This is a genomic window from Devosia sp. Soil_C_22, assembly GCF_057657195.1.
On record NZ_JBDGIY010000001.1, the window covers coordinates 2,709,337 to 2,730,499 of the forward strand.

At 66.4% G+C, this 21,163-nt stretch carries 15 protein-coding genes; 7 read left to right on the forward strand and 8 right to left on the reverse strand.

Features of this window, described 5'->3' with window-relative positions:
* Nucleotides 1-2 precede the first annotated feature (2 nt).
* The 3 genes from AC3A6I_RS13265 to AC3A6I_RS13275 form a co-directional block, all read right to left on the reverse strand.
* The gene (locus tag AC3A6I_RS13265; RefSeq protein ID WP_487544192.1) at nt 3-1,076 is read right to left on the reverse strand and encodes an imelysin family protein; all 1,074 of its coding nucleotides are present in this window, start codon (nt 1,074-1,076) and stop codon (nt 3-5) included.
* Nucleotides 1,076-2,581 carry a di-heme oxidoreductase family protein gene (locus tag AC3A6I_RS13270; RefSeq protein ID WP_487544193.1) on the reverse strand — a complete coding sequence of 502 codons (1,506 nt, stop codon included), beginning with the start codon at nt 2,579-2,581 and terminating at the stop codon, nt 1,076-1,078. The genes AC3A6I_RS13265 and AC3A6I_RS13270 overlap by 1 nt, the downstream gene beginning before the upstream one ends.
* 99 nt (nt 2,582-2,680) lie before the next feature.
* Entirely contained in the window at nt 2,681-3,934 is a 1,254-nt protein-coding gene (locus tag AC3A6I_RS13275) for an imelysin family protein (protein WP_487544194.1), read from the reverse strand.
* A 357-nt stretch (nt 3,935-4,291) separates the two neighbouring features.
* Between AC3A6I_RS13275 and AC3A6I_RS13280 the strand changes: the two genes are divergently transcribed.
* The 5 genes from AC3A6I_RS13280 (at nt 4,292) to sseA (ending at nt 9,322) form a co-directional block, all read left to right on the forward strand.
* A complete protein-coding gene (locus tag AC3A6I_RS13280) occupies nt 4,292-5,398 on the forward strand; it encodes an ABC transporter substrate-binding protein (RefSeq protein ID WP_487544195.1) in 1,107 nt (368 codons plus the stop codon).
* A complete protein-coding gene (locus AC3A6I_RS13285) occupies nt 5,388-6,308 on the forward strand; it encodes an ABC transporter permease (protein ID WP_487544196.1) in 921 nt (306 codons plus the stop codon). The genes AC3A6I_RS13280 and AC3A6I_RS13285 overlap by 11 nt, the downstream gene beginning before the upstream one ends.
* Complete coding sequence (locus AC3A6I_RS13290; protein WP_487544197.1) at nt 6,305-7,093, forward strand: ABC transporter permease; 789 nt, start codon at nt 6,305-6,307, stop codon at nt 7,091-7,093. The genes AC3A6I_RS13285 and AC3A6I_RS13290 overlap by 4 nt, the downstream gene beginning before the upstream one ends.
* Before the next feature lie 4 nt (nt 7,094-7,097).
* Nucleotides 7,098-8,165, forward strand: coding sequence for an ABC transporter ATP-binding protein (locus AC3A6I_RS13295; protein ID WP_487544198.1), 1,068 nt, complete (start codon nt 7,098-7,100; stop codon nt 8,163-8,165).
* Between the two features lie 332 nt (nt 8,166-8,497).
* Complete coding sequence (gene sseA / locus AC3A6I_RS13300) at nt 8,498-9,322, forward strand: 3-mercaptopyruvate sulfurtransferase (protein WP_487544199.1); 825 nt, start codon at nt 8,498-8,500, stop codon at nt 9,320-9,322.
* Nucleotides 9,323-9,579: 257 nt separating this feature from the next.
* On the opposite strand, the gene AC3A6I_RS13305 is transcribed toward sseA, so the two are convergent.
* Nucleotides 9,580-12,621, reverse strand: coding sequence for an alpha-mannosidase (locus AC3A6I_RS13305; protein WP_487544200.1), 3,042 nt, complete (start codon nt 12,619-12,621; stop codon nt 9,580-9,582).
* A 149-nt stretch (nt 12,622-12,770) separates the two neighbouring features.
* Between AC3A6I_RS13305 and AC3A6I_RS13310 the strand changes: the two genes are divergently transcribed.
* Both AC3A6I_RS13310 and AC3A6I_RS13315 read left to right on the forward strand, forming a co-directional pair.
* Nucleotides 12,771-13,034: a hypothetical protein gene (locus AC3A6I_RS13310; RefSeq protein WP_487544201.1), complete on the forward strand. Its 264-nt coding sequence runs from the start codon at nt 12,771-12,773 to the stop codon at nt 13,032-13,034.
* Between the two features lie 365 nt (nt 13,035-13,399).
* Nucleotides 13,400-16,738: a transglutaminase family protein gene (locus tag AC3A6I_RS13315; protein WP_487544202.1), complete on the forward strand. Its 3,339-nt coding sequence runs from the start codon at nt 13,400-13,402 to the stop codon at nt 16,736-16,738.
* A 332-nt stretch (nt 16,739-17,070) separates the two neighbouring features.
* Here the strand turns inward: AC3A6I_RS13315 and AC3A6I_RS13320 are convergent, their stop codons facing one another.
* The 4 genes from AC3A6I_RS13320 to manD all read right to left on the reverse strand — a co-directional run bounded on the left by AC3A6I_RS13320 (nt 17,071) and on the right by manD (nt 21,001).
* A complete protein-coding gene (locus tag AC3A6I_RS13320; protein ID WP_487544203.1) occupies nt 17,071-17,625 on the reverse strand; it encodes an acyloxyacyl hydrolase in 555 nt (184 codons plus the stop codon).
* A 194-nt stretch (nt 17,626-17,819) separates the two neighbouring features.
* Entirely contained in the window at nt 17,820-18,590 is a 771-nt protein-coding gene (locus tag AC3A6I_RS13325; protein ID WP_487544204.1) for a ribonuclease activity regulator RraA, read from the reverse strand.
* Between the two features lie 25 nt (nt 18,591-18,615).
* Nucleotides 18,616-19,779, reverse strand: a complete 1,164-nt coding sequence (locus AC3A6I_RS13330) for a mandelate racemase/muconate lactonizing enzyme family protein (protein WP_487544205.1) — start codon at nt 19,777-19,779, stop codon at nt 18,616-18,618.
* 10 nt (nt 19,780-19,789) lie between these two features.
* Entirely contained in the window at nt 19,790-21,001 is a 1,212-nt protein-coding gene (gene manD / locus AC3A6I_RS13335) for a D-mannonate dehydratase ManD (RefSeq protein ID WP_487544206.1), read from the reverse strand.
* Nucleotides 21,002-21,163 lie beyond the last annotated feature (162 nt).

Below are 21,163 nucleotides of genomic sequence, written 5' to 3' on the forward strand. Positions count from 1 at the left end.
GCTCAGTCTCCATCCAGCGAGGAGAAGCCGACAGACAGGCCGAGCGCGGCCGAAAGGCTTTCGCCGAACACCGTGTCGAGCGACTGGGTGATGATCACCAGATAGTCGAGCGCCTGCTTCTGGTTCGGATCGGCCAGGGCGGCTTCGACCGGCTCGGTGACGAGCCCGACGGCCCGCGCGACATTGCCCATCTCGAAGGCGGCGCTGTTGGCCACCCAGGCATCGTCCGCGCCGCCCGCCTCGCCGATGCGGGAGCCCTCCAGCAGCCTCTCGAGCCCATCGAAATTGGCGGCGATCGAGGGCAAGGTCATGCCCGAACGCCAGAACAGCGCCGATTTCGGCTTGGGCGCCGCGTCATCGCGGCCGAGAAAGGGCAGCAGCCGCTGGTCGCGGATGGCCTCGGTGCCATGCGCCAGCGTACCGACCAGCACCTCCAGCACTTCGCGGGTGCTGCGATAGTCCGGGTCGGCCTCGGTCGGCTGCAGCAGGCGCTGCGAGATGCCGGCCGGATCGGCCCACTCGGCCGACATGGCTTTGGCGCGCTGGCTGACGAGGCCAGTGATCGCCTCGGCATAGCTGCAGCGATAGGCGCCGGCGGCGCTGCCGAGCGTTTCGTAGTCGGTGCCGAACAGCAGGAATTCGAGCGCCCCGAGCCCCTGCATGGCAACGCTCTTGCCCTCGAGCGTGTCGGCGCTCGCGGCGGTCGGGTCCTGGTCGGCCAATGCTCCCTGTACCTGGCGCAGCGCGATGCCCTTGCGGTCGGGCCAGAACAGGATCGCGTCGGTGCGGTTGTCCTGCATCAGGGGGCCGAAGCGGTAGAGCTCGATCCGCGACCACGCGGTGACGGTCGAACGGAACTGGTTCTGCGCCGTCGCCAGCGTATCGGCCGAGGGCGTGTCGCACAGCGCCGCGACATTGGTCTGCAGCGAGCCAGCTTCCTCGGCGAACTGTGCGAAGGCCGGACGGAACACCTCGGTGATCGCCAGCTCGACCACCTGCTGCGGCGTCGCCGGCTCCTGCCCGAACACGGGCAGCGCAAGGGTGGCAAACAGGGCGGCGGCAAACAGACGGCGCATCACAGCGACTCCAGGAAAGCGATGAGATCATCGCGCTCCGATTTCGACATTTCCGCGAACGTGTCGCGCGCCGCCTGCGCCTCGCCGCCGTGCCAGAGAATGGCCTCGGTGAGGTTGCGCGCCCGGCCATCGTGCAGGAATTCGGTGTGGCCGGAGACGGTTTCGGTGAGCCCGATACCCCAGAGCGGCGGCGTGCGCCACTCATAGCCATCGGCCTTGCCCTCGGGGCGGTGGTCGGCGAGCCCGGCGCCCATGTCGTGCAGCAGGAGGTCGGTGTAGGGCCAGATCAGCTGGAACTGCTTGGATTTGTCCTCGGCCTTGCGCGAGGTGACGAATTTCGGCGTGTGGCAGGAAACGCAGCCGGTCTCGTAGAACGCCTGCTTGCCACGCAGCACCTGCGGGTCGTCGACATTACGGCGCTGCGGCACGCCCAGGTTCTGCGAGTAGAACTCGACGAGATCGAGCACCGGATCGGGCGCTTCCGACGGGCCCAGCCGAGCCTGCTCGCCGGTTGGCGCGGCAAGGCAGGCGGCCTGCGCCGCGGTGCAATCGCCATGCGGCTTCATCACCAGCGGCGAGCTGATCCCCATGTCGCCGGCAAAGGCCTCGGCCGATTGCGCGCGGATCGAGGCCTGCCCGGCCTTCCAGCCGAAGCGGCCGACCCGCCAGCTCTGCGAGGCGATATCCCACACTTCGTTTGGCCGGCCCGAAATGCCGTCGCCATCGGCATCGTCCGGATCGGCATGAGCGAGGATATCGGCGTCGGGGATCTGTTCGACCAGCCCCAGCCCGATCATCTGCGGAGCGATGCGCGGGCTCAGCATCATGTCATCGGCCATCGGGCCATAGCCCAGGTCGGCGACCGAGTAGGTCGGCCGCCGCAGGGTGACGACAGTGCCGTCGCCCAGCGTCACCGGCTCGTCGGCGTACTCGACCACCATGCGGCCCTCGGGCGTAAGACCCTGCACGGCGAAATTCTGCAGCTGGCCGCCATAGGTCGGCTCGGGGATGACATTGGCGCCGGCGGCGAGCGCGGCATGCTCGGCCTCGGTCCTGGGCGGCACCGACAGGCGCAGGAACATCGAGACGGCTTCCTCGGTCCCCACCGGCACATGGCCGCGCCCGTCCTTCAGGTGGCAGTTCTGGCAGCCGCGGGCATTGAAGAACGGCCCGAGCCCGTCGGACGCCTCGGTGGAGGACGGTGACGACACCCAGAGTTTACGGAACAGCGCATTGCCGAGCTTGAACTGCTCTTCCTGTTCGAAGCTGATATTGGCCGACGAGAACGAGAAAATGTCCTGGTTGACGCGCTTCTTGACGCTCGCCGCCCCGCCCGGCAGCTGCTCGAAATTCTCGGCGTGCTCGAAATCGGTGGTGGGGGCGGTTACGGCGCGGACGCGCGCCAGATCCTTGGGCGTCAAGTCAGTGCGGGTCCCGCCATCACTGGCGATGGCGAGACCCGCGATGAGAGTCATGACCAGGATTGCGGTCAAGCGCTTGTGCATGTCTCGCACTCTAAGCACTCCCGGCCATGCCGGGAAGAAAGGATGGCGCCGCAGATTCTGTAAATCCGCGGCGCCGATAAAGCTTGGGAAAACCGGCGCTTACTGGAACACGGCGTCCGGGTTGGTGAGGCTGTCCGACTGCTCGATGGTCACCGCATCGCCCAGTTCGAGCAGCGCCACGGCGCGCTCGATGCCGCGCGTCTGCGCGATCAGCCCGTCGATCGCCGCCTGGACGACGGCGTTGCCCTCGTCATTGCCCTCGGCGATCTGCTGGTCATAGGCCTCGCCACCGGCGGCGCGATCGGCGATCGCCTGCAGCTTGGCGACGCTGTCGTCGAGCTGCGCCTTGAGCTCGGTGTCGAGCGCCGGGTCGCGCGCCGCGATCAGGTCGGAGATCGAGGGGCCCTCGACCACCGAGCCATCCACGCGGGTGTAGCTGCCGAGGTAGACATTGCGGATGCCGATGCCGTCATTGAGGTGCGACACGTGCGTGTTGTCCGAAAAGCAATCGTGCTCCTCTTCCGGATCGTGCAGCAGCAGGCCGAGCTTCATGCGCTCGCCCGCGAGCTCGCCGAACGACAGCGAACCCATGCCGGTGAGGATGGTCGCAAGCCCGCTCTCGGCCAGCGCCGTGCGAGCCGCCCCGCCCTCCTGCCAGTTGGCCACCATTTCCTCGAGATCGGTGACCAGCAGGTGGGTCGAGGCATCGAGATACTGGGCCCGGCGCGTCGCGTTAGCGTCGGTCGAATAATCGGTGAACGGACGCTCGCCGGCGCCGGCTTCGGTGCCGTGCAGGTCCTGACCCCAGAGCAGGAATTCGATGGCGTGGTAGCCGGTCGCAACGTTGGATTCGATGCCGCCCGCTTCCTGCAGCGTGTCCTGTAGGAAGGCCGGGGTGATCTCGGCCGCGTCGACCTCGGTGCCGTCGATGGTCAGCTTGGCATTGGCGATGACGTTGGCGGTGTAGAGCCCGTTCTCGTCGCTCTCGGTGCCGTAACCGGCATCGACATAATCGATCAGGCCCTCGTCGAGCGGCCAGGCATTCACCTTGCCCTCCCACTCATCGACGATCGCATTGCCGAAGCGGAACGCCTCGGTCTGCTGGTAGCTCGGACGCGACGCGCGCCAGGCCTCGCGGGCGGCGGCCAGCGTCTCCTCCGACGGGTTGGCGATCAGCGCGTCGGTGGCCGCGTCCAGCGCCTTGGCGGTGGTGAGCGCATCCTCGTAGCCGGCGAGCGCGATATCCGCGTAGGTCTTGAGGATTTCGTCGGCGGTGGGTTCGGCGGCGTTGGCGAAGCCGGCGTTCATCGCCGCCATGCCGATGGAAAGGGCAAGCGTGCTGATCGTCTTCATTTGGGGGTCTCCTGAGGCGCGGGCCCCGCGCCCTTCGCGCGGCAACTATCAAAGTGGACATACCCGTTCAAGAAATATCGACGCAGGCTGGAACCGCTCTAAACTGCAACGTCTTGCGCCACATCTCGACTCGCCCAGTCAAAAGGGGCACTGTCACAAATGTCACAATTGGGCGCGGAGGCGTTCCGGAAGCGCAAATGCCTGTAGTGCGGATGTTTTCCGCGATCAGCCGACTGACGGGACTGTGCACGGCAGGGAGGCGTGTCACTTGCCTGTCATGCGGCCAAAATAGGTGATGCGCGGCTTTCGGGGCTCCTCCCGAACCAGGACAAGCCAGAATTCCCAGGGAGACGCAGAATGTTCCTCAAGAACGCGCTGGTCGCTACGGTTTCGGTCGTGGCGCTGACCGCTTCGACCTTCACCTATGCCCAGACCGACATCAACGCCCTCTACGAGGCCGCCAAGGCCGAGGGCCAGCTCACCGTCATCGCGCTGCCCCACACCTGGTGCGGCTACGGTGCCGTGATCGAGGCCTTCAAGGCCAAGTATCCGGGCATCACCGTCAATGAACTGAACCCCGACGCCGGTTCGGCCGACGAGCTCGAAGCCGTCCGCGCCAACAAGGACAACAAGGGCCCGCAGGCCCCCGACACCCTCGACATCGGTCTCGCCTTCGGCCCGCAGGCCAAGGATGAGGGCCTGCTGCAGCCGTACAAGGTTTCGACCTGGGACGAGATCCCGGCCGAGGCCAAGGATGCTGACGGCTACTGGTACGGCGACTATTACGGCGTGCTGGCTTTCGGCATCAACAAGGACGTCGTCACCGGCGACAACCCGGCTTCGTGGGCCGACCTGCTGAAGTCCGACTACGCCAACCAGGTTGCCCTCGCCGGCGACCCGCGCACCGCCAACAACGCCATCCTGTCGGTCTACGCCGCAGGTCTCGCGACCGGTGCCGACGCCGCTGGCGCCGCCGATGCCGGCCTCGACTTCTTCAAGCAGCTCGCCACCGCCGGCAACTTCGTGCCGGTCGATGCCGAAGCCGCCCCGATCGCCCAGGGCACGACCCCGATCGCGATCAACTGGGACTATAACCTCCTCGCCCAGCGCGACGGCATGAACGGCAACCCGCCGCTCGATATCGTCGTGCCGTCCGACGGCGTGCTGGCCGGCGTGTATGTGCAGGCCATCTCGGCCTACGCCCCGCACCCGAACGCGGCCAAGCTCTGGATGGAATATCTCTACTCGGACGAAGGCCAGCTCGGCTGGCTCGCCGGCTACTGCCACCCGATCCGCTTCAACGCCCTGTCCGAAGCCGGCAAGCTCCCGGCCGACCTGATGGCGAAGCTCCCGGACGCCGCCAACTACGCCAAGGCCGTGTTCCCCTCGATCGACGAGCAGAACGCCGCCAAGGCCGCGATCACGTCCAAGTGGGACTCGGTCGTCGGCGCCAATGTCCAGTGACGGCACGACCGTAGCGCAGACCAAGGCCGGCCCGGATCTTTCCGGGCCGGTTGCCATCTGGCGCCGCCCGTTCAGCCTGCAATGGCTGAGCATCGTGCCCTTCATCGTCTTCGCGCTGATGTTCCTGGCTGCGCCGACGGTGACCCTGATCGCCCAGGCCTTCACCGACAAGGCCGGCAATTTCACGCTCGAGAATTTCGTCGGGCTGGGCAGCGAGCAGATCGTTCGCGCCTACACCATTTCCATCCAGGTCTCGGCAGCTTCCGCCATCCTCGGCGCGCTGGGCGGCCTGCTGATCGCGCTGGCGCTGATCCGTGGCCGCCTGCCGCAGGGCCTGCGCGATGCGGTGATGACCTTTTCCGGCGTTGCTTCCAACTTCGCCGGCGTGCCGCTGGCCTTTGCCTTCATCGCGACGCTGGGCCGGCTCGGCCTCGTCACCCTGCTGCTGCGCGACGTGTTCCACTTCGACATGTACCGCGCCGGCTTCAACCTGTTCAGCTTCTGGGGCCTGACGATCACTTACCTCTACTTCCAGATCCCGCTGATGGTGGTGATTATCGCGCCGGCCGTCGACGGGCTGAAGCGCGAGTGGAACGAGGCGGCGCAGACGCTGGGCGCGTCCAAGTGGGACTTCTGGCGCTATATCGGCCTGCCGATCCTGTGGCCGCCGGTGCTCGGCACCCTGTCGCTGCTGTTCGCCAATGCCTTCGGCGCCATCGCCACGGCCTGGGCGCTGACCGGCTCCAACCTCAACATCGTGACCGTGCTGCTCTACAACCAGATCCGCGGCGACGCGCTGCAGAACCCCGGCCTCGGCGCCGCACTGGCCGTCGGCATGGTGGTGATCACCTCGATCGCCAACATCATCTACCTGGTCGTGGCCAAGCGCGCCGAGAGGTGGATGAAATGAAGCAGAGCCGCGTCTGGGCCTGGGCCATCATCGCGGTCGGCGCGCTCTATTTCTTCGTGCCGCTGATCGCCACCTTCATCTTCTCGCTGCGCATGCGCCGCGGCGAGCTGAGCTTCGATGCCTACGCCTCGGTGTTCTCGGACCCTAAATTCTTCGGCAGCTTCGGCTACTCCCTGACCATCGGGGTGTTCACCATCATCCTCGGCATCCTCGTCGTCGTGCCGGCGGTTTACTATGTCCGCCTGCGCATGCCCTGGCTGCGCCCGATCATGGAGTTCATCACCTTGCTGCCGCTGGTGATCCCGGCGCTGGTGCTCGTCTACGGCTATATCCGGCTCTATAATTCGAGCTCGATCATCCCCTTCACCGAGACCACGCTCGGCACGGATATCCTCCTCATCTGCGCCTGCATGACGCTGGCTTTGCCCTACATGTACCGGGCGGTGGATACTGGCATGCGCACGATCGATATCGGCACGCTCACCGAGGCGGCGCAGATCCTGGGCGCCAGCCAGTGGACCATCATCTCGCGCGTCGTGTTCCCCAACATCCTCGTCGCGGTGCTGTCGGGCGCCTTCCTGACCCTCGCCATCGTCATCGGCGAGTTCACCATCGCGAGCCTCCTCAACCGTCCGGCCTTCGGCCCCTATCTCGTCGGCGTCGGCACCAACCGCGCCTATGAGCCGTCGGCGCTCGCCATCATCTCCCTCCTCGTCACCTGGGCTGCCATGGGCATGATCAACGTGCTCGGCCGTTTCGCGCCCAAGACGGCCCGCAAGGACTAAGGCCATGGCCGAAGAATTCCTCCGCATCGAAAAGCTGGTCAAAGCCTTTGGCGCCAATCAGGTGGTGAAGGGCGTCGATTTGAGCTTCAACAAGGGCGAGTTCGTCTCGCTGCTCGGCCCATCGGGCTGCGGCAAGACCACCATCCTGCGCATGATCGCCGGCTTCGAGCGCCCGACCAGCGGCTCGATCACCGTCGAAGGCCGCGATTTCACCCATCTGCCGCCTAACCAGCGCAAGATCGGCATGGTGTTCCAGGCCTATGCGTTGTTCCCCAACATGACGGTGGGCGACAATATCGGCTTCGGCCTCCGCATTGCCGGCATGGCCAAGCCGCAGCGCGATGCCCGCGTCGAGGAAATGCTGAAGCTGATCGGCCTGCCCGGCTTCGAAAAGCGCTTCCCGTTCGAGATGTCGGGCGGCCAGCAGCAGCGCGTGGCGCTGGCCCGCGCCCTCGCCCCCTCGCCCCGCATGCTGCTGCTCGACGAGCCGTTGTCGGCGCTCGACGCCAAGATCCGCGTGAGCCTGCGCGAGCAGATCCGCGAGATCCAGCGCGAGCTCGGCATCACCACCATTTTCGTGACGCACGACCAGGAAGAGGCGCTGTCCATTTCCGACCGGATCGTGGTGATGAACACCGGCAATGTCGAGCAGTTCGGCCAGCCCTTCGAGATCTACAATCGCCCGGCCACCCGGTTCGTGGCGACCTTCGTGGGCCAGCTCAACACGCTGAACGCGACCGTCGCCGATGCCGCGGCCAAGACCGTATCGGTCGGGACCGCGACCTTCGCCCTGCCCGCCCTGCCCGGCTCGGCCCGCAACGGCGAAGCCATCGCGCTGACCATGCGGCCCGAAGCGGTGTCGCTGGCGAATGGCGAAGCGCGCGACATCGTGCTCGACGGCAAGGTGGCCGAGGTGCATTTCCTCGGCTCGGTCATCCGGCTCAAGGTCGATCTGGGCGGCAACGCCATCAGCCTCGACACCTTCAACGACCAGCGCACCCCGCCCCCGGCCCACGGAGCGCCGGTGCGCGTGGGTATCGCCTCGAGCGACGTGCTGGTGCTGGGCAACTGAGGGCGGCGCCTGACGGGCTGAACCGGCAGGCTGCACGCCCCTCCTCGGAGCGTTCATCTCGCACGCAATCGCCCACCGGGTCATCCCTGCGAAAGCAGGGATCTCCGTTTTGATGGCACGCACCCAACAGAGGTTCCCGCTTTCGCCCACCACCGGTTGTCACCCCTGCGAAAGCGGGGGGTCCAACTCACAGCCCGCGCTGGTGGAGCGATGGATCCCTGCTTTCGCAGGGATGACAGCCGGTGAGAATGTCCAGCTCCGGCGCGTAGCGGAACTCGGCGGGGGTGGCAACATGCCCGGGCCCCGCTATGCTGCCCCAAAAGGATTCCTTGATGACCGACCCGTTCGTCTCCACCGAGTGGCTGGCCGCGCATTTGCGCGACACCGACCTCAGCATCGTCGATGGCAGCTGGTACCTGCCGACCGCTAACCGCAACCCGCAGGCGGAATTTCTCGCCGGGCACATTCCCGGCGCCGTGTTCTTCGACGTCGACGAGATGGCCGACACCTCGTCGGGCCTGCCGCACATGCTGCCGAGCGAAGCCGAGTTCAGCCGCATCGCCGGCCATCTCGGCATCGCCGACGGCAAGCGCATCGTCGTCTACGACGGCGACGGCCTGTTCTCGGCCCCGCGCGTGCGCTGGACCTTCATGGTGATGGGTGCCAGGGAGGTTTTCCTGCTCGAAGGCGGCCTGCCCAAGTGGAAGGCTGAGGACCGCCCGCTCGAAACCGGCCCGGTCGGCCCGGCACCGAAGATCTTCACCGCCCGGCTGACACCCGGCGCCGTGGCGGGCCTTGCCGACATGCGCGCTCCGGCGCGACAGGTGGTTGATGCACGGCCGGCGGCACGCTTCACCGGCGATGCGCCGGAACCCCGCGCCGGCCTGCGCTCGGGCCACATGCCGGGGGCGCTGAACGTGCCGTCGTCGAGCCTCACCGAGGATGGCGTGATGAAATCGCCCGAGGCGCTGCGGGCGCAGTTCGAGGCGGCGGGGGTGGATGTGACCAAACCGATCGTCACCACCTGCGGCTCCGGCGTCACCGCCGCGACGCTGAAGCTGGCGCTGGAACAGGCCGGCGCGACGGACGTGGTGCTGTATGACGGCTCGTGGGCCGAATGGGGCGGGCGGGACGATACTGAAGTGGTGAAGGGGTAGGGCAACCGATAGGCCCCCGCCCCCGCGCCATCGCAGACCCCCTCTCTTGCGAAAACTAAGGACTTGGCTGCGCCAAGCCCAAGTTTTCGCTTTCTCCCCCGCCAAGGGGGAGAAGCCTTCCACAAGCACCGAGTCCCGCAGCAACGCACCCTCTCCCCCTTGGCGGGGGAGACGCGAGACTTACGAGCGCAAGCGAGTTAGTCGCAGCAGAGAGGGGGTGCTGTGGCGCGGCAGGCCACGACGAGACCGTCTGCGCCCTACCTCCTACTCACCCGCCAGCTCCGCAGCTCGAACGGCCGCAGCTCCGCCCCTGCCCCGCGCTCCATCGGCTCCTCCATGATGCTGAGGCTCCCACCCAGCGTCCATCCCTGCGGCACCGAGACGCCGAAATCGCCGCGCCGACCGGACGGCTCGTACACCCGCAGGATCAGGCCATTGCCGTCCTCGGCCGGCTTCAGGCCCGAGAGCGCCGCCGGGATGCCGGTCGTGCCGATCGGCTCGAAGCTGCCCGCCGCCACCCCGCTCGCCACCGCCGCGAGCAGCGGCTGGTTGAGGTCCTCGGCTTCCTCGCGCACCCGGCCCTCGTGCCAGTCGCCGGCATGCGGATAGAGCGCGTAGGTGAAGCGCTGGCCGCCCTCGTCGGCGAGCGGATCGGGATAGAGCGGCGAGCGCACGAGGCTCAACCCGAGCAAATTGCCCTTGGCCGAATGCCCGTATTTGGCGTCGTTGAGCAGCGCCACGCCAAAGCCCGGCTCGCTCATGTCGATGAAGCGGTGGCCCGGCACCTCGAACTGCGCCTGGTCCCAGCTGGTATTGTCGTGCGTGGTGCGCTTCACCACGCCATTGGCATGCTCGAACGTCGCGTGCGGCGTGCGCACATCCACCGGGGTCAGCGTGCGCAGCAGCACGTGGCGATCGTGCCAGTCGATTTCTGTCGCGATATCGAGCCGCGTGCCATTGGCTTCGAGGGTGTAGGTCTGAGTGACCGTCGAGGCGCGGAAGCGGCGGACGACACGGATGGCGGCGCGCGTCGGCGTGTTCTCGGTGACCTTGATGCTTTCGGGCTCGGTCAGCTCGATGCCCGACCTGGCATAGTCGTCCTCAATGTCCCAGGCGTCCCAGTTGCGCGGCTTGTCGGCCGGATAGACCCAGAGCTGGTTGCCGCGACCCGCCAGCGCCTCGCGGCCGGTGGCCTTGTGGACGAGGCTGGTGACCGTGCCGTCCGCACCGATCGTCGCGCGGATATGCGCGTTCTCGAGATGCGTGTCGCTGACCGACAGCCCCTCCAGCGGGGTCAGCTGGGCCCGGGTGAACACCTTGATGCCGAGCGGCGCGATCACGTCGGCGGTCGAGAACTGCGTGCCGTCGCTAAGCGTGACGCGCAGCGGCCGCCGGCTGAGCGAGGGGTTAACCACCACCACCGCATCGGCGACGTCGCCATCGGGGATCTGCCCGACAATGGCGGACAGCGCGAACTGCTGGCGCGAGATGGCCCGGCCGATGGCGTCGTTGAGCTCGCGCTCGGCGTCGTCATAGACCTCGGCGATGGACGAGCCGGGCAGGATGTCGTGGAACTCGTTCTTGAGCACCACGCGCCAGATATGCTCGAGGCTCTCTGGCTGGTCGGCACCGAGCAATGTCGCGAGCCCGCCCAGCGTCTCGGCGGTGATCAGCGCCCGCTCGGCCTGCCGGTGCAGCTTCTTGACCGCGCTCTGCGTGGTCAGCGTGCCGCGATGGAGTTCGAGGTAGATGTCGCCGAACCATACCGGCATCTCAGTGCCGGCGGCGGTCTGGTGGGCGCCGGCGAAATAGTCCGCCACCGTTCCCCACTTGGCCTTAGGCAACACCGGGAAATCGCGCAGCTGCATCTCGCGCTCGATCATGTCCGGCGTCACCCCGCCGCCGCCGTCGCCATAGCCGACGGCGAGCAGCGTCTGGCCGTGCAGGTGCTTGTCCTTGAAATTCTGCCAGGTGGCGAGCACCGCCTCCGGCCCGAGCTGCCCGTTATAACCGCCGCGCGGGTTGTTGAAGGTGTGCGCAAGGACCCGCGAACCGTCGATGCCTTCCCACCAGAACAGGTCGGCGGGGATGGTGTTGGTCTCGTTCCAGTTCACCTTGATGGTGAAGAAGCTGTCGATGCCGCCCTGCTTCAGGATCTGCGGCAGACCGCCCGAAAAGCCGAAGCAGTCGGGCAGCCAGCACACCGTGTGACGCCTGCCGAACTTGCGCTCGAAATAGAGCTGGCCGTAGAGCACCTGCCGCACCAGGCTCTCGCCCGTGGGCATGTTGGTATCGGGCTCCACCCACATGCCGCCCACCGTCTCCCAGGTGCCGCCCGCCGCCTTGGCGCGGATCTGGTCGAACAGTTTTGGATCGTCTTCCTCGATCTGCGCATAGTAATGGGCGGTCGACTGGTTGAAGTGGAAGCCGGATTTGGCGACGTATTCGTTGCTCCCCTCCATCAGCTGCACGGCCGTGGAGAAGGTGCGCCGCATCTTCCGGCGCGTCTCGGCATAGGGCCAGAGCCAGGCAAGATCGATATGGGCGTGGCCGGTCAGCGCCACCTCGCCCTGCTGCGGGAAACGCTGCTGCAGTTCGCGCAGCCGCTCGGCCAGTGCCGCATCGGCCGCCTCGACGCTGTCGTGCTGCGCCTGCGTGAGGCCGGCCGGGTTCTCCTTCAGCGGCGGCAGCTGCCAGATGCGCTGCTGGCCATCCTGCGACGCGAAGCGGGCGACATAGTCCGCCGTGCCCGACGGCCAGTCGAGCGCATGCAGCGCCTCCTCGGCGGCGGCGACGAGATGCGGCACGACATCGTGACCCTCGAGCAGCTGGCAGGTCTCGACGATCTGGCGCAGCCGCAGCTGCAGTTCATGCACCGCGAGGTCGACGAGGCTCAGCCGCCCACCGACCAGCACCGGGTTGCGCACCGGCTGGCCGAAGGGCAGCCGCGCCGTCGCCTCGGCGGCAATCGCAAAGCTCAGCGCCTTGACCGGATATTCCTTGTGATAGGGGTCGTTACCGAAGCTGGCGCTGCCGTCGCCATAGTTGAGCGTCACCAGCCCCTCGCCGCCCAGGTCGAGGAACAGCCGCGTCTCGGCCAGCGGCCAGTTCGCGCTCGCGTTCACCTGCGCCGTGAAGCTGACCACGCCCTCCTTGGTCGGCCAGGCCGCGCCGGGTGCGATCGGCGCGCCGTTGGCGGTCCAGCCGGTCACCGGCACGCTCTCGCGCTCCCGCCAATAGGTCAGCTCGTCGAGTCGCACCTCGATGCGCCGGATTCGCTGGGAAAGATTGAGAGTCATGAGCCCGCTCGTGTCTTTTGCAACGTTACAATTCGGTGCGGACCAAATCACAAAGCGGTCGGGGTGCCTAGTCGGAGGAAAGGGGAATCTGTGCCCTTTGCATCACGCGCCGGCGCTCGCTATGTGGAGGCCTGCAACAGGAGCCAGCCATGTCGAGCCGCGCCCACACCCAGACCGCGATCGAGCGCCGCGTCCGCCGCATGGGCCGGCCGTTCGGCGTCAGCCTGCTCGTCGCCCAGAAGCGTAACCCCAAGATCGACGCCCATGGCGGCTACATGCTGCGCGACGACGACACCTTCGAGATCGTGTTCGGCAACAAGGGCTACGAGTTCTCCGCGAGCCTCGAGGAAGTCGAGGAATTCCTGACGGAATCGCGCGACGCCATGCACGCGGATCGGAAGAAGAAGAAGTAGCGGGGGATGGGCGATGGGCCTTCCTGCAAGAGAACGCTGATGCCTGCCGTGGTCTTCTCCCCCTTGGCGGGGGAGAAAGCGAAAACTTGGGCTTAGCGCAGCTAAGTCCTTAGTTTTCGCAAGAGAGGGGGTCGTGGTGGGCACGGTGCGCCACCGCACCCCCTCTCTGCTGCGACTAACTCGCTCACGCTCGTAAGTCTCGCGTCTCCCCCGCCAAGGGGGAGAGGGCGCGTTACTGCCGACAGCGTGCTCGTGGTGATCGTCACAGGCCCTCCTCCCCCACGCCAAATCCCCCTATCCCCCCTCCCCACATCTGCTATCGTCCTCGTCGGGAAGTTTCTGTGCCTCAGTGAGCGACCGACCGTATGTCGATCAAAGCCGCCGTCTATCACCTGACGCACTACAAATATGACCGTCCGGTCATCCTGCAGCCCCAGATCATCCGGCTCCAGCCTGCCCCGCAATCCAAGACCAAGGTGCTGAGCCATTCGCTCCGGGTCTCACCGGCAAAACACTTCGTCAACCTGCAGCAAGACCCCTACGGCAATTACCTCAGCCGCCATGTCTTCCCCGAGCCGGTCACCGAGCTGAAGATCGAGGTCGATCTCGTCGCCGACATGACGGTCTACAATCCGTTCGATTTCTTCGTCGAGGAACGGGCCGAGACCTGGCCCTTCGAGTATCCCGAAGAGCTGCGCGACGATCTCTCCATCTACATGAAGCCGCAGCCGGCCGGGCCGTTGCTCACCACCTTCCTTGCCGGCATCGACCGCAGCCCGCAGAACACCGTGACCTTCGTTACCGGGCTCAATGCCCGCGTCCAGCAGCAGGTCGGCTATATCGTGCGGCTCGAGACCGGGGTGTTCGAGCCTGAAGAGACGCTGGCGCGGGCCCAGGGCTCGTGCCGCGATTCCAGCTGGCTGCTGGTGCAGGTGCTGCGCCATCTCGGCTTTGCCGCCCGGTTCGTCTCGGGCTACCTGATCCAGCTGAAACCCGATCTGGTCTCGCTCGACGGCCCCGCCGGCACCGACCACGATTTCACCGACCTCCACGCATGGTGCGAGGTCTACCTGCCCGGCGCCGGCTGGATCGGGCTCGATCCGACCTCGGGCCTGCTGACCGGCGAGAGCCACATTCCGCTAGCGGCAACACCGCATTATCGCAATGCCGCGCCGATCAGCGGCTTCACCAGCTTTGCCAATGTCGAGTTCGCCTTCGACATGAAGGTGAGCCGCGTTGCCGAGCACCCGCGCATTACAAAACCCTTCTCGGACGAGAGCTGGGAACGGCTGAACGCGCTCGGGCGCCGGGTCGACGAGGAGCTGGTCAGGCACGACGTGCGCCTCACCATGGGCGGCGAGCCGACCTTCGTGTCGATCGACGATTTCGAGGCCGGCGAATGGAACGCTGATGCGGTCGGGCCGACCAAGCGCGGCAAGGCCGACGCGCTGATCCGCCGGCTGCGCGAGCGCTTCGCGCCGGGCGGGCTGCTGCATTACGGCCAGGGCAAATGGTATCCGGGCGAAACCCTGCCGCGCTGGACCTTTTCGCTCTACTGGCGGCGCGACAACCAGCCGATCTGGCGCGACGAGCAGCTGGTGGCGCGCGAGGGCATCAAGACCGACGCCAAGCCGGGCGACGACCAGCGGCTGCTGACCGAGATTGCCGGCAATCTCGGCATCGGCACCGAGACCATCGATGCCGCCTACGAGGACCCCGGCGACTGGCTGGTGAAGGAATCCCGCCTGCCCGAGAATGTCGATCCGGCCAACCCCGAGCTCGCCGATCCGGAGGCCCGGGCCCGCATGGCCAAGGTGTTCGACCACGGGCTGAACAATGCGACCGGCTACGTGCTGCCGGTACAGCGCTGGAACGCGCAGGCCTCGGACAGGCGCTGGATCACCGAGAAATGGAAGACCCGGCGCGGCAAGCTGTTCCTGGCCGCCGGCGATTCCCCCGTCGGCTACCGCCTGCCGCTCAGTTCGCTGAAGCACCTCAGCCCCACGGCCTACCCGCACGTGGTGCCGCGCGATCCGCTGATCGCGGTGGCCGATCTGCCCGAGGTCGAGGAACTGCTGCAACAGCCGGTCGAAGTCCCGATCGGCCATCATGCCCAGCCTTCGACCTTTACCGCCGACCCCACGCAGGCCCAGCAGATCAACGAGCAGGTGCTCGACGAGATCGACAGCGCCGTGCGTACCGCCATCACTGTGGAACTGCGCGAGGGCCGGCTCTGCGTGTTCCTGCCGCCGGTCTCGACGGTCGAGGACTATCTCGAGCTGATCGCGGCCTCCGAGGAAGCGGCGAAGACGCTCGGCCTGCCCATCCACGTCGAGGGCTATGCCCCGCCCTATGATCCGCGGCTCAACGTCATCCGCGTCGCGCCCGACCCCGGCGTGATCGAGGTCAACATCCACCCGGCCGCGAGCTGGGAGGAATGCGTCGCGACGACCACCGCCGTCTACGAGGAGGCGCGGGCCAGCCGGCTGGGCGCCGACAAGTTCATGATCGACGGCAAGCACACCGGCACCGGCGGCGGCAACCACGTCGTGGTGGGCGGCGCGACCCCATCGGACTCGCCCTTCCTGCGCCGGCCGGACCTCTTGAAATCGCTGGTGCTGCACTGGCAGCAGCATCCTTCGCTCAGCTATCTGTTCTCCGGCCTGTTCATCGGGCCGACCTCGCAGGCGCCGCGCATCGACGAGGCCCGGCACGACAGCCTCTACGAGCTCGCGATCGCCATGCAGCAGGTCCCGGCGCCCGATCAGGGTCCGGCGCCCCTCCCCTGGCTGGTCGACCGGTTGTTCCGCAACCTGCTCGTCGACGTCACCGGCAATACTCATCGCTCGGAAATCTGCATCGACAAGCTCTACTCGCCCGATGGCCCGACCGGCCGGCTCGGGCTAGTGGAGTTTCGCGGCTTCGAGATGCCGCCCAATGCACGCATGAACCTCGCCCAGCAGCTGCTGGTACGGGCGCTGATCGCGCGCTTCTGGGCCGCACCCAAGCAGGGCAGCTTCGTGCGCTGGGGCACCACGCTGCACGATCGCTTCATGCTGCCGCATTTCGTCTGGGCCGACTTTCTCGACGTACTGGCCGATCTCAAGGCCAACGGCTTCGACCTCGATCCGGAATGGTTCGCCGCCCAGCTCGAGTTCCGCTTCCCCTTCTGCGGCGAGGTCGAGCTCGAAGGCATGAAGGTGACGCTCAACCAGGCGCTCGAGCCCTGGCACGTGCTGGGCGAAACCGGCGCCATCGGCGGCACGGTGCGCTTCGTTGATTCATCGGTCGAACGGCTTCAGGTAAAGCTTGAAGGCCTGAACCCGGGCCGCTTCCAGGTCGCCTGCAATGGCCGGCTGGTGCCGCTGACCGCCACCGGCGAAGGCGGCACGGCGGTCGCGGGCGTCCGCTTCAAGGCGTGGCACCCGGCCTCCGGCATGCATCCGGTGCTGCCCACCAACGCGCCGCTGCGCTTCGATATCTACGACACGTGGTCGGGCCGCGCGATCGGCGGCTGCACCTATCACACAGCGCATCCGGGCGGCCGGAACTACGAGACGTTTCCCGTGAATGGCAATGAAGCCGAAGCAAGACGGCTGGCCCGCTTCGTGCCGCACGGCCACACGCCCGGCGGCTACGTGCCGCCGACCGAGCTCCGCAGCGCGGAGTTCCCGCTGACGCTGGATTTGCGGATGCCGCTGTAGGGCGGCAAGCACCACCTCTCCCTCTGGGGGAGAGGTCGACGCGAAGCGTCGGGTGAGGGGCCTTCCCCAAGCACCGAGTTCGCGGCAAGCCCCCTAACCCCAGCCTCTCCCCCGAAGGGAGAGGGGGCGCGGAGGCGAGGTTCGCGCCCTGCTCCATGCTCACCCCACCCACCGGGAGCGAAGCGTAGGCCCAAAGACCCGTCCCACCCACCGAGTCATTCCCGCGCAAGCGGGAATCTCCGTTTGCGGAGCGCACCGAAAACAGAGATCCCCGCTTTCGCGGGGATGACATCGTGGGAAAGCGCGGGAATGGGGCCCGGAAGCGGCCGAACCTAGAACTTCCACCCCAGCCGGATACCGACATTGGTGAGCCCCTGGTTCGGGCCGTCGCACAGGCTCGCGTGCGAGGCGTGTTCGGCCGTGGCCATGATGCTGGCCTGTTCGGTGATCTCGTAGCCCAGGCTGATCGACTCGTGGAACATCACCGAGCAGCCGAGATTGCGGTAGGGCTTGTCGGCGCCATCGAGCTTGCCGTTGTGGACCGTGCCGCCGAAGGCCGCTTCGACGAAGAACGGCGTATCGCCGATCGGCACCGTCCAGCTGATGCCGCCATAGACCATGCTCTCGAGCCCACCGAAATTGATGGTGGCGCCGACATGCGGACGCAGCCGCCCAATGGCGAGCGCTTCATCGAGCGTGGGAATGGCGAACAATAGTTCGACATTCAGGTCTTCAAGCCGTGATGCATCGAAATCGCCCGAGTCGGCGGAGTGCCAATAAAGACCGCCACGGATTTCGTCGGCATGGATCGACTGTGCCTGCACGCCGGCTGCCGTCCCTGCCAACGCGATTACTGCAAGCGCCAACGCACCCCAAGCACGCAACATCGAAAAGCCCCCGCATCCCAAGTCACGGGCTTATAGCGTACGGCCGCACAACAGTCACCGGGCGGACGCGGAGTCTTTTGATTGTGCAGCATAAAAACCACTCGCGGCCACCCAAGTAACCCGTCTCGCCGTGAACTCCGCCGCAAACAAAAAGGGCGCCCCACGGGGCGCCCTCATAATGCATAGCTCCGAACTTAACGGCTCGGGCTCGGCGGCAGGCCCTTGGCCTTGCGCCAGGCCTGGTATTCGTCCTCGGCATCGGGGTGCAGCGGGTAGTAACGGCGCAGCGACTCGCCGGCCATCAGCTTCTCGCGGCTGAACACTTCCCACTCGGCATGCTTCTTGGAATCCTCGATGACCTTCTCCGCCATCGACTGCGGCAGCACGACGACGCCGTCGTCGTCGGCCATGATGATGTCGCCCGGAATGACGGTGACGCCGCCGCACGAGATCGGCACGTTCACCGCCGACGGGAAGATCGAGACCTGCACGTGGTAGTTCGGGGTCCAGCCGCGCAGCCAGGTGTTGAGGCCGAGCTTCTGCACGTTGGGACGGTCGCGCATCACGCCGTCGATGACAATGCCGGCGCCGCCGCGGCCCTTGAAATAGGTCGACATCATGTCGCCGAACACGCCCGAGCTCATGTCGCCGCGCGCATCGACCACGACCACGTCGCCTTCCTCGATCTCGTACAGGACGTGGCGGTGGAGCTGCGTCTCGGGATCGGAATACTCGCCCTCGCTGAACAGGTCCGGCCGCTGCGGCAGGAACTGCAGGGTCTGGGCGACGCCGACGATCGAGGCGCCGGGATTCTGCGTCACCGGGCCGAGCATGTGCGGGTTGCGGAAGCCGGCATGGCCGAGCGAGCCGGCAACGGTCGCAGTGCCGATGTCCTTGAGCGCGTCGATGACGTCCTTGGACGGACGCTTGAAGGGCGGGATCTTGCTTTGGATAGTGGTGGCCATTTTGTCTCCTCCAGAGTGAGTGGGTCTACCAGTTGGTGACCGAACCGTCGCGGCGCGTCAGGTGGGGCGCCTCCCAGAACTTGAAGCTGCTCTCTTCGAGCATGGCTTCATTGAGCTCGATTCCGAGGCCGGGGCCATCTGGCACTTTGTATACGGCGCCATCGAGTTTCGGCATCTGCGGGAACAGGTCGGCCGTCGGCGTGCCGGCATAGAGGTCGGTCGCGTTGGCGCGGACCTCGAGGGCAAAGAAATTCGCCACCGCCGCAGAGAAATGGATCGTCGCCGCGGTGCAGATCGGACCGAGCGGGTTATGCGGCATCAGGTCGACATAGTGAGCCTCCGACCAGCCGGCGACCTTCATCGCCTCGGTGAAGCCGCCGACATTGCAGAGATCCAGCCGGTTATACTGGTGGATGCCGCGCTCGATGTAAGGCAGGAACTGCCACTTCGACGAAAACTCCTCGCCGATGGCGAAGGGCACGTCCGTAAGCGTGCGCAGCGACTCGTAGGCCTCCGGCGTCTCGTCGCGGATCGGCTCCTCGAGGAAATCGAGCGTGCCCGAGGGCATCTTCTGGCAGAAGCTGGCGGTCTCGGCGACGCTGAGCCGGTGGTGGTAGTCGATGCCGAGCACGACCTCCTCGCCCAGCTCCGCGCGGGCGCGGATCAGGAACTTCGCGGTCTTGCCGATCGACTCGCGCGGTTCGAAAATGCCGTTGCCGTTGTCCCAGGCCGCCGGGAAGAAGCGGATCGTCGACCAGCCGCGCTCGATCAGGTTGCGCGCGCTCGCCAGCGTCTCGTTACCATCCTCGGTGATCGAGCCGGTGGAAGCAAAGGTCGGAATCACGTCGCGATGCTTGCCGCCGAGCAGCTCGTACACCGGCACGCCCAGCGCCTTGCCCTTGATGTCGTGCAGCGCGATGTCGAGCGCCGACTGCGCCGCCAGCAGCACGCGGCCGCCCTCGAAATACTGGCTGCGGTAGAGCTCCTGCCAGATCGCGCCGATCCGGAACGGGTCCTTGCCGACGAGGAACTGCGCATAGTGCTCCAGCGCCCCCACGACGGCCTTCTCGCGGCCCGACAATCCGCTTTCGCCCCAGCCGTAGATGCCTTCGTCGGTCTCGACCTTGACGATCAGCTGGTTCCGGTGGCCGACCCAGACCGGGTACGGCTTGATGGCGGTAATCTTCACGACGCTCTCCTCACCAGCTCGTCATGGAGCCGTCTTCCAACCGGGCGACCGGCAGGTAGGCGGCGGCATAGGGATATTTGGCGGCCTGCGCTTCGTCGATGTCCGTGCCGTGGCCGGGCGTCTCGTTGGGGTAGAGATACCCACGGTCGTAGCGCCAGTCGCACTTGAAGACGTCGTACGTCTCCTGCGTGTAGCCGGTGAATTCCTGGATGCCGAAGTTCGAGATCGCCGTGTCGACGTGAATGTTCGCGCCCATGGTGGCGGGCGACATGTCCATCGGGCCGTGGCAGGCCGACTTCACGTGGTAGATCGAGGCGAAATCGAAGATTTTCTTGATGCCGGTCACGCCGCCGGCATGCACGGCGGTAACGCGGATATAGTCGATCAGCTGCTCGGAAATGAGCGTCGTCGTGTCGTAGACCGAGTTGAAGATCTCGCCCACCGCCAGCGGCTGCGTCGTGTGCTGGCGGATCAGCCGGAAGCCTTCCTGCAGCTCCGCCGGGATCGCGTCCTCCAGCCAGAACAGCCGGTAGGGCTCGAGATCCTTGCCCAGCCGCGCCGCCTCGATCGGGGTCAGGCGGTGATGCACGTCGTGCAGCAGGTGCACGTCCCAGCCCACCGCATCGCGTAGCGCCTCGAACAGCTTCGGCACCAGCGGCATGTATTTGTGCGTGGCCCACACTTCCTCGACCGGCATCTGGCGAACCATGCCGCCATTGGTCTGCACCGCGCCGGGTCCGGTGCCGTAGATCGGCGGCAGACCGGGGATCGAGACCTGCGCGCGAATGGCGTCGAGCCCCTGCTCGCGCATCTTCGCGACGCCATCCACGACCTCGGGAATATCGAGCCCGCCGACATGCTTGTAGACCATCACCTTGTCGCGCGACCGGCCGCCGAGCAGCTGATAGAGCGGCATGTTGGCGACCTTGGCCTTGATGTCCCACAGCGCCATGTCGATGGCAGCGATCGCCGCCATCGTGATCGGCCCGCGGCGCCAGTAGGCGCCCTTGTAGAGATACTGCCAGATATCCTCGGTCCTGAGCGGATCCTTGCCGATCAGCGTCGGCGCGATGTGATCCTGCAGGTACGAGACGACCGCCAGTTCGCGGCCGTTCACCGTGCCGTCGCCGATGCCGTAAACGCCCTCGTCGGTGATGATCTTCACCGTCACGAAGTTCCGCCCCGGCGAGCAGACGATGACCTTGATCTCGGTGATTTTCATGGCGCTTTTCTCAGATCAATCCGTCGCAACGTGTGGGCGTTCGCGCGAAGTGCGCCTCCCCGCCGGCGTCATCCCCGCGAAAGCGGGGATCTCTGTTTGGCCGCGCGCTCCGAAACGGAGATTCCCGCTTTCGCGGGAATGACACCGAGTGTGTGGAGGCGC